Origin of the sequence: Halomonas sp. 707B3, from assembly GCF_024158645.1 — a bacterium.
GTDB classification, from domain to species: domain Bacteria; phylum Pseudomonadota; class Gammaproteobacteria; order Pseudomonadales; family Halomonadaceae; genus Vreelandella; species Vreelandella lionensis.
Genome location: NZ_JAMZBE010000146.1, coordinates 1 through 8,821, shown reverse-complemented (window position 1 = coordinate 8,821; position 8,821 = coordinate 1). Strand labels below are relative to the sequence as shown.

Annotated in this window: 7 protein-coding genes and 1 CRISPR repeat array; of the genes, 3 read left to right on the top strand and 4 right to left on the bottom strand. The window is 56.5% G+C overall.

The genetic code is table 11. From position 1 onward, the window contains the following. Nucleotides 1–383 (bottom strand): DUF4124 domain-containing protein (locus BIS10_RS15455; protein WP_253506433.1); only part of this gene is annotated, 383 nt, incomplete at its 3' end. Nucleotides 384–502: 119 nt separating this feature from the next. Beyond that, on the bottom strand, nt 503–1,909 hold the full coding sequence (gene glnA / locus BIS10_RS15450) for a glutamate--ammonia ligase (RefSeq protein WP_074211174.1): 1,407 nt from the start codon (nt 1,907–1,909) through the stop codon (nt 503–505). A gap of 555 nt (nt 1,910–2,464) precedes the next feature. On the opposite strand from glnA, the gene BIS10_RS15445 reads away from it, so the two are divergent. Beyond that, entirely contained in the window at nt 2,465–3,088 is a 624-nt protein-coding gene (locus tag BIS10_RS15445; RefSeq protein ID WP_083026159.1) for a glycosyltransferase family A protein, read from the top strand. 53 nt (nt 3,089–3,141) lie between these two features. Here the strand turns inward: BIS10_RS15445 and BIS10_RS15440 are convergent, their stop codons facing one another. Then, entirely contained in the window at nt 3,142–4,167 is a 1,026-nt protein-coding gene (locus tag BIS10_RS15440; protein WP_253506431.1) for an acyltransferase family protein, read from the bottom strand. Nucleotides 4,168–4,269: 102 nt separating this feature from the next. On the opposite strand from BIS10_RS15440, the gene BIS10_RS15435 reads away from it, so the two are divergent. Then, nucleotides 4,270–5,208 carry an alpha/beta hydrolase gene (locus BIS10_RS15435; RefSeq protein ID WP_392567187.1) on the top strand — a complete coding sequence of 313 codons (939 nt, stop codon included), beginning with the start codon at nt 4,270–4,272 and terminating at the stop codon, nt 5,206–5,208. Here the strand turns inward: BIS10_RS15435 and BIS10_RS15430 are convergent. After that, on the bottom strand, nt 5,169–6,803 hold the full coding sequence (locus tag BIS10_RS15430) for a sensor domain-containing diguanylate cyclase (protein WP_253506429.1): 1,635 nt from the start codon (nt 6,801–6,803) through the stop codon (nt 5,169–5,171). The genes BIS10_RS15435 and BIS10_RS15430 overlap by 40 nt on opposite strands. 143 nt (nt 6,804–6,946) lie before the next feature. Between BIS10_RS15430 and BIS10_RS15425 the strand changes: the two genes are divergently transcribed. Then, the gene (locus tag BIS10_RS15425) at nt 6,947–7,258 is read left to right on the top strand and encodes a hypothetical protein (protein ID WP_253506427.1); all 312 of its coding nucleotides are present in this window, start codon (nt 6,947–6,949) and stop codon (nt 7,256–7,258) included. 204 nt (nt 7,259–7,462) lie between these two features. Continuing rightward, nucleotides 7,463–8,821: a CRISPR direct-repeat array (repeat unit 29 nt; unit sequence CGGTTCATCCCCGCAGGCGCGGGGATCGG).

Genomic DNA, 8,821 nt, shown 5'->3' with positions numbered 1-8,821 from the left:
TTCACGAGCAGTTGAATTTGGTGGTCGTCGCGTAGCGGCGGCGAAACCGCCACTTCAACCGGCGTCATATTACTTCGCAACGAGGCCCCCGCCGCTGGGTTAGCAATCGCAAAGCGGTCATAGGGCATAAACGGTTGGCCAGGATTCCCCTTGGCGCGGGGAGACGGAGAAGCAGGCCGAGCAGCGGTAGGCACGCTTGGCAGCGGGGCCAGCGTGATCGCTTTACCACCGCGCTCTGGGTTGTCAGTAAACGTCACGTTGCCCTGCGCATCCACCACGCGATACACCGTTTGAGCCTGCGCAGCGCTTACCCACAGGCCCAGCAGCAGCGCAGCCCCTGTGGACAAACCACTTTTTTGACGCAAACGCCATCTACTGATCATTACTTTCTCACCCTTATGTTGCTCCAACAAAAACCCCGCCGAGGCGGGGTTTTTCAGGCTACTCACACCGCAAGGGTGGATGTTAGCACTCTTGTTAAAACGGTGTTTAGCAACCGTTCTTAGCAAGAGTAGTACATGTCGAACTCGATCGGGTGAGTGGTCATGCGAATGCGCTCCACTTCTTCCATCTTCAGCTCGATGTAGGCATCGATCATTTCCTCAGTAAATACGCCGCCTTCGGTCAGGAAAGCACGGTCAGCATCGAGTGCTTCCAGTGCTTGGTCCAGGCTGTTGGCAACGGTCGGTACGGATTTGCCTTCTTCCGGCGGCAGGTCGTACAGGTTCTTGTCCATGGCATCGCCAGGGTGGATCTTGTTCTTGATACCGTCGATACCCGCCATCAGCATCGCTGCAAACGCCAGGTAGGGGTTAGCGGTCGGATCAGGGAAGCGAGTCTCTACACGCTTGCCTTTCGGGCTAGCGGTGTAAGGAATACGGATAGAAGCTGAACGGTTACGGGCACTGTAGGCCAGCATGACCGGTGCTTCGAAGCCCGGTACCAGACGCTTGTACGAGTTGGTAGACGCGTTGGTGAAGGCGTTCAGGGCACGAGCGTGCTTGATGATACCGCCGATGTAGTACAGCGCCATTTCAGACAGGCCCGCGTACTCGTCGCCAGCAAACTGGTTCTGACCATCTTTCCAGAACGACTGGTGTACGTGCATACCAGAACCGTTGTCGCCTACCAGCGGTTTCGGCATGAAGGTAGCGGTTTTGCCGTAAGCGTGCGCCACGTTGTGGATCACGTACTTCATTTCCTGAACTTCGTCAGCTTTCTTCACCAGCGTGTTGAATTTAACGCCGATTTCGTTCTGACCCGCGTTGGCAACTTCGTGGTGGTGAACTTCCACGGTCTGGCCAATCGCTTCCAGGGTGTTACACATCGCGCCACGGATATCGTGGAAGCTATCGACCGGAGGAACCGGGAAGTAGCCGCCTTTCACACGCGGACGGTGACCCAGGTTGCCGCCTTCTACTTTATTGTCAGTTGCCCAAGCGCCTTCATCAGACGTGATTTTGTACATAGAGCCCTGGATATCGGACTTCCAGTGCACTTCGTCAAAGATGAAGAATTCCGGCTCTGGGCCGAAGAAGGCGGTGTCGCCCAGACCGGTAGACTGCAGGTAAGCTTCTGCACGCTTAGCGATAGAGCGCGGGTCGCGATCATAGCCCTGCATGGTAGCAGGCTCGATGATGTCGCAACGCAGGATCAGGGTAGCGTCTTCGGTGAAGGGGTCCAGGAAGCCGGTGCCGTCTTCCGGACGCAGGATCATGTCGGATTCATTAATGCCTTTCCAGCCTTCAATAGAAGAGCCGTCAAACATTTGGCCGTTTTCAAAAAACTCTTCATTCACGTCGCGTGCCGGTACGGTGACGTGCTGCTCTTTACCGCGCGTGTCGGTGAAACGCAGATCTACCCACTTAACATCATGTTCTTCGATTAGCGCGAGAGTCTTGGCTGACATAGTGTCCTCCGGTATGAGCGTGGCTTAAAGCTTGTAACTGTAAGCTATCGATAAAAGTGTTATTCAACAAATCGTTCAACACGCAGCTGCATGTGGCGCGTTTGTCTTTTTTGTTCGCTTAACGTTTGCCTGACGATGGATAACAAAACGCCCAGCGATCATTTCAGACCGGCTATCGTTGTAGCATGCCGAGAGGCTTCTGCATACGATCTAATAGCTGGTGACAAAACTATCTACAATGTATAAGCACAGAGCATGCCAACTCTGCACCATTATGGCATCAAAAATTTATAATGCTTTGTTTTTAAAATACAAAAACCTATGAAGAGATGCCTCTTCATGTAGCAAAGGCCTTTTGGTTGCGCACAAAAGCGCCATTATTTTTTTATTGGCGCACCATAAAAGCTCATAAAAAGGTATCAGTGCACCAAGTTGGTTCAAAAAACCCAGCGCCTAGCGAGCTACCGTCAGAAAACTTTATCTTGCTACGCAAATAAACCAACACCTACAATAAATTACATTCAGACAGGTTTCATAACAAAGGAAGCCGCTTACATGAGTACGGTTTGCTTTATCGTTGACGCAACAGTGACAGGAGCCTTGCTACCGCGACACCTACGTTCCATCCGAGAGTCGGGCCTTGCAGAGCATGTGGTGCCAATTATTGTGACGTGCAATCAGGTAGATGAGCGTCTATCGTCCATTGAGCAGCGCTACCATGTGCACTGCTTAATCACGCCCTCGCAAACGCTAGGCGCACGGATCAACCGGGCAGCCTATGTGAGCCAAGCGGAATGGGTGATGATTGCGCTGGATAAACAGCCCCTGGCAGCACAGCTGTGGTACCTACTCTACCCACAGCTACACACCCTAGCGCTAGACGCGCTCTTGATTAGCGCTACCACTCCTCGGTTATCTGAACGCCTGCTGCAGCGCTTTTTTGGTGCGTCCACAGCGGTGCCGCCCTACGTCGCCATTCGCCGAACATGGTTTGAGCGCTTAGGCGGGTTTGACCCCGAGCTTGAAGCGCCAGCACTGCAGGACTTCTTACAGCGCCTGTACGCTTGCCCAACGCGATTAAAAACCATCAGCGGTGAAGCCTTAGGCCTTGCGCGGGGTTCGCCAACTAGACGCGGCACCCACTCCCCCTCTTCCCGCTTGCCGCCCCCCTCCTCCTAAGCACGCCCGCTTTATCCTGATAACGATTTTCGCCCGCGCTATTTCTCGGCCGTTTATACCTTCAGCCGTTTGCCAAAAAGCATTGCCCCCAGGGTAGTAGTATTCACCGCTTTATTCAGCAGTACCGACCCCACGCTACCTATCAATATCAGCAGCAAACCATACGCAACCACGGGCAGCGTGGCAGGGCCCACCAGCACATCGGTGATGACAAAAAACATCGGGTGCGCCAGATAAATCCCAAAGGAGTAGGCATTGATATAACGCACCCACCCCGGCGCTTGGCGGCCTTTCAAGCCACGCATAAGCGCCAGTGTGAACAGCACAAAAAAGGGAATGACCCACACTTCCTTAGAAGAGAAGGCCAGCCAGTGGGCAAAGGTCGCCAGCACGATCAAGCCGACGAACAGCGCAAGCCAGCGCGGCTGGGAAAGGGTTTGTAGCCAAACAGGGCGCTCATTCAATGTTGCTGAAGGCGTTAACGGGTAGTAGCGCACCAGCACCAGCGCTAAGAAAAACAGATACACCCAGCCAAGCGGCGCAACCCACAGCAAATAGCCGGGGGGGTCAATCTCAAACCAGTAGGCAAAGCCCCAATACGCCATACTCACCACACAAGCCACCCACAGCCACGGCACGGGGTGAATACGCCACAGCTGCCAACGGGTAAACGCCCAGTAGGCCGCATAAAACTGCATGGCAATAATCAAAAAATAGCCATGCCAACCCGCGTAGATAAAGTAGGCCTTTGCGTTTTCCCAAAAGCCCACAGCGTTATCACTTCCAGCTAAGCGCCACCACTCGGCGGTAGAGTAGATCAACCCGTAGGCCAAATAAGGCAGCATGACGTACTTAACGCGTTGAAGCAGAAAGCCGGGCGGCACCTGCTTATCGTAACGGACAGCAAACACAAACACCGAGATAAACAGAAACACTGGTGTACCCAGCACCAGTGGAATGCGCATCAGGTCGGTCGCCACGTTATCTACCCGCTGGTTAATATGATCTAACCAGTGAAACAAAAAAACGGCCACACAGCCGTATGCACGCAGCCAGTAAATCTCCTCGACTTTCTGCATTTCCCCTCCCGCCAAGCCACCGCTGCTAAGCTCATGTGAATGAACATCCCGGCTTACAGCGTTGTCCGACCTCTTAAACGTTCGTAAATTCCTGGAGGCTATGTGCTTAAAAAACCGAAAATAGCGCGCGGCACACGCTGGGCAGGATATGTATGTAGCTTATTTGGCTGGCTAGCGCTGAGTAACATAGCGCTAGCAGGCGACGTTTCCCGAGAGCAGTTCTTTTCATCCACGCTGGGCTACGACTACCCCTACACCATCTATCTACCGGATGGATATGACACAGCGGCGACAACCCCCTACCCCGTGGTTTACCTTCTGCACGGCTCGTTTGGTAACGAGCGGGACTGGGCCACCCGAGGCAACCTACCCCAAATAGCCGACCGCCTTATTGAGGCCGGGCATTTACCGCCCGCTGTGTTTGTTATGCCCGGCAGCCGCAGCTGGTGGGTAGATGGCCACAACGAAGCAGCCCGCAGCGCCTTCTTTAACGACCTGCTGCCCCATATCGAAACCACGTACCACGTAGGAACCACACGCCCGTTACGCGGCGTAGCGGGGCTTTCAGCGGGCGGTTATGGCGCGGTGAACTTCGCACTAGAACGCCCCGATATGTTTGCCGCCGCCGCCGCGCTTAGCCCAGCAAGCTACGTGCCCGTACCGCCTAGCAACTCCTCCGCCAACCGGCACCCAGCCTTTTTAAATGAACAGGGCCAGTTTGACCGCGCACTATGGGAACAGCTTAATTACACCGCGCATTTAGAGCCCTACCGCCTTCAGGTCACACCCCGCCCAAACGCCGAACACAGCGACACCCCGCCCGTGCCGCTGTACATTAGCGCCGGGCGCAGTGATGTGTACGATGCAGAATTTCACGCCCGCCAGCTACGCCAAGCCATGGAGCGTATTCAACCAGGCCAAGTGCGGCTGGACCTTTACCCTGGCGGCCACACCTGGCGGGTATGGCGGGCCAGCTTACCCGCCGCGCTCAACTTTATGTTTCAGCACGTCGGCGCATCCGTTGAACCAATCGGCGAGTAAAGCACCGCCCGGTGACGACCCTCCGCTTTCGCCTGATACATTGCTTGGTCGGCACAGTGAATCAGCGCCGCTTCCTCCTGAGCGTGAAGCGGAAACAGCGCCACGCCTATACTCGCCGACACGCCAACCTCCCCTACCGATAGCGCAAACGGCTCTGCCAACGCCTGACAAAGCTGATTCGCCACCGCCAATGCCTCATCATCCCTTACCGGGCCACCCAGCAGAGCCACAAACTCATCGCCACCAATTCGCCCCACCATATCCGTGCCACGTAACCTCAAGCGCATACGCTGCGCCACTTCTCGCAGCAGCTGGTCGCCCACCGCATGGCCCCAGCGGTCATTCACCGGTTTAAAGTTATCCAGATCGATAAACAACAACGCCAAGGAATCCCCCTGGCGTTGCGATTTGACCAAAGCATCGCTCAGTTGGCTAAAAAAGATCGCCCGGTTCGGTAGGTCGGTAAGGGAGTCGTGCTGGGCTAAATGCAGCACTTTCTGCTCCATCTCCCGGCGGGGCGTAATATCGTGAGAAATCCCCAAAAAACTCGACACGTTCCCCTGCTCATCCAACAGAGGCGCACCGTTAGTGAAGTGCCACCGCCACTCACCGTTAGCATGCTGCACCCGGTACTCAATCACCCCCTGAGGCTGGCCCGTGTGATACACCTGAGCGATATAACGGCGGCACGCTTCTAAATCATCCGGGTGCAAAAGCTGGCTGATATTGCGCCCCCATATCTCCGCCACCGGATGCCCCAAAATACGCGGCCAGTTAGGCGACACATAAGTAAGCGTGCCCTCGGCACTCAAGGTGTAAATGATATCGTTGGCCTGCTCGACCAACTGACGAAAACGCTGCTCGCTCGACTTTAAGGCAGTCTCAAGCGCCTTGCGCTGAGTGATATCGTTAGCGTAGCCCGTCCACAGCACGCTGCCATCCGGCTCGCGACGCGGCCGATCTATCGCCTCTATCCACAGCATCTTGCCGCTGCGGTGAAATATGCGGAACTCTTGCTGCCAAGGCATCAACGTTCGCGCGCTTTCCGACGAACTCTCAAACACCGCCTCACGATCATCAGGGTGAATGCTATTCAGCAGCGTTTGCGCATCCGCCAGCGCCTCTTCCACGCTCACCCCAAACAGCTCCACCACGCGCTTACCCACATAGGCGTAGCGCCATTTGCCCTCTACGGAGTAATGCAGCTGATAAATAAAGCCCGGCAGCTGAGAAAGCAGCGTATCCAACGATTCACTAAAGGGCAGCGACCCTTGCAGCAGCGTGCCATGCACCGCCCGATAGCTACCTTCCACCACGGGCGAAAGCTGCAAATGCCAATGGCGGGCAGACTCCCCCCAGCTAACCGTTAACGCGTAAGGAGCCTGTTGCGCATCGCATGTCTGAATAGCCGCCCACACATTGCTAGCATCCAACGGGAAGCAGCGTAACAAGGCCGTTTCGCTATTGTCTGCCGCCCAACCCGCCACTCGACGAAAGGCCTCATTCGCGTGAACGTTCATTGAACCCGATGCCGAACGATCAACAACAAACAGCGGTGTTACCGACTGCTCAAACAGCGCACGGTACGGTTGCATCGCGGCCTCTCCCCTATTCCTCTGAATAGGTACGTTAAGCGCCCAGCTTAGGGCTGTCTATTCACATTGGCCGAGTTCTGCCAACGCACACTACACTTAACGAGCCTTCTTATTTTTATTCACCCACAGTAAGGACACTCACCATGCACAAGCACATTGAATGGGACGAGCCCGGCAGCGCCAGCGTAGCAGCCTTCTTCAAGGACGACCCCGAACACACGCCCCCCTACCCAGGTGCCGTGCTTTCCGCCCGTTACCAAGGCCGCATTGTGCGGGTCAAAGTAGAAGCCTACCGCGAAGAAGATGCCGTGAGCATTGGCAGCGTGGCCGCCATTCTCGACCAACGCGGCCACCGTTTTCAGTCACACCAAAATCTCAACGTGGGCGATATGGTGCGACTCCCCGACGACAAACGCGCCATTGAACGCTGGGAAGAGGATGAGGAGAAGGAGTAGTTGCGGAATTTCTGATGCGCGGCCCACGCACCGTACAGCGATGCCTCAACCAAGCAACTAGCATGACAGCCTTTATTTTTACAGCTCATCAATATCTATTCGTTAGAGTGTGGGAGATCGAGTCTCCCCATCCGCACCAATTAAATATCTTCCCCGCTAGCGCGGGGAACGGACAAAAGCAGAAGCCCGCATGTACCGCGAAAACGGTTCATCCCCACTAATGTAGGGAACACACCAACCTCAATGAGTACTCGACGGTTCATCCCCGCTCGTGCGGGGATCGGATACCGGCAATATCGCTGACGTGGTAAAGCGTCGGTTCACCCCCGCAGGCGCGGGGATCGGCCCCGTTATAGTAGAACCATAAAGATCATGGACGGTTCATCCCCGCAGGCGCGGGGATCGGTCCATCACTAGGGCCGGGTCGTCACTGATCGACGGTTCATCCCCGCAGGCGCGGGGATCGGAACAGTAAGTGGGAGATTCCGTATCCGTCCACCGGTTCATCCCCGCAGGCGCGGGGATCGGTCAAGAAATCACCATCTACAAAGTGAAACGTGCGGTTCATCCCCGCAGGCGCGGGGATCGGAGCCGTCAACGTGGCTTTGCTGGTCGCGCTACCGGTTCATCCCCGCAGGCGCGGGGATCGGTATTTTGCTAGCTAAAGAAGCTCTCGTATTCGCGGTTCATCCCCGCAGGCGCGGGGATCGGTCGTAGCCCTCGCTCGCCATATCCCGGCGTGACGGTTCATCCCCGCAGGCGCGGGGATCGGCGCTGCTGCGTACTCGTCGGCCTGCCGCCTGCCGGTTCATCCCCGCAGGCGCGGGGATCGGGTAAGGAACGGTGAGCTGACGAGTATTGACGGGCGGTTCATCCCCGCAGGCGCTGGGATCGGCCTGCGAACGATGCCGACCAAGTGCCCGACTTCGGTTCATCCCCGCAGGCGCGGGGATCGGTTCTATTGCCACCAAGCTGCTGGCGACCGGTGCGGTTCATCCCCGCAGGCGCGGGGATCGGGAATTGCAGTGTCAGTTATGCCCCGTATTCTGCGGTTCATCCCCGCAGGCGCGGGGATCGGATACGCCTTACTGCGAAACAGTAGCACCAGCGCGGTTCATCCCCGCAGGCGCGGGGATCGGAAGCAGCCTATGGCGCACTGGTCGATGTATGACGGTTCATCCCCGCAGGCGCGGGGATCGGGTCTTTCCAGCAGCCGCGCTTGTCGTCCCACTCGGTTCATCCCCGCAGGCGCGGGGATCGGAGCTTTTAAAATCAAATTTCTTGTATGCATGCCGGTTCATCCCCGCAGGCGCGGGGATCGGTGGAAGCCCCAGACGAAAACGAAACGGGTCAGCGGTTCATCCCCGCAGGCGCAGGGATCGGTCGTCGAACCACTCTTTAATCTCAAGCCGAAACGGTTCATCCCCGCAGGCGCAGGGATCGGCGCTTAAGTTCCCAGCCGTTGCCAACAGCGCGCGGTTCATCCCCGCAGGCGCAGGGATCGGCCAGACCGGCGGTGCTCTTGAAACGCGGCGTGCGGTTCATCCCCGCAGGCGCAGGGAT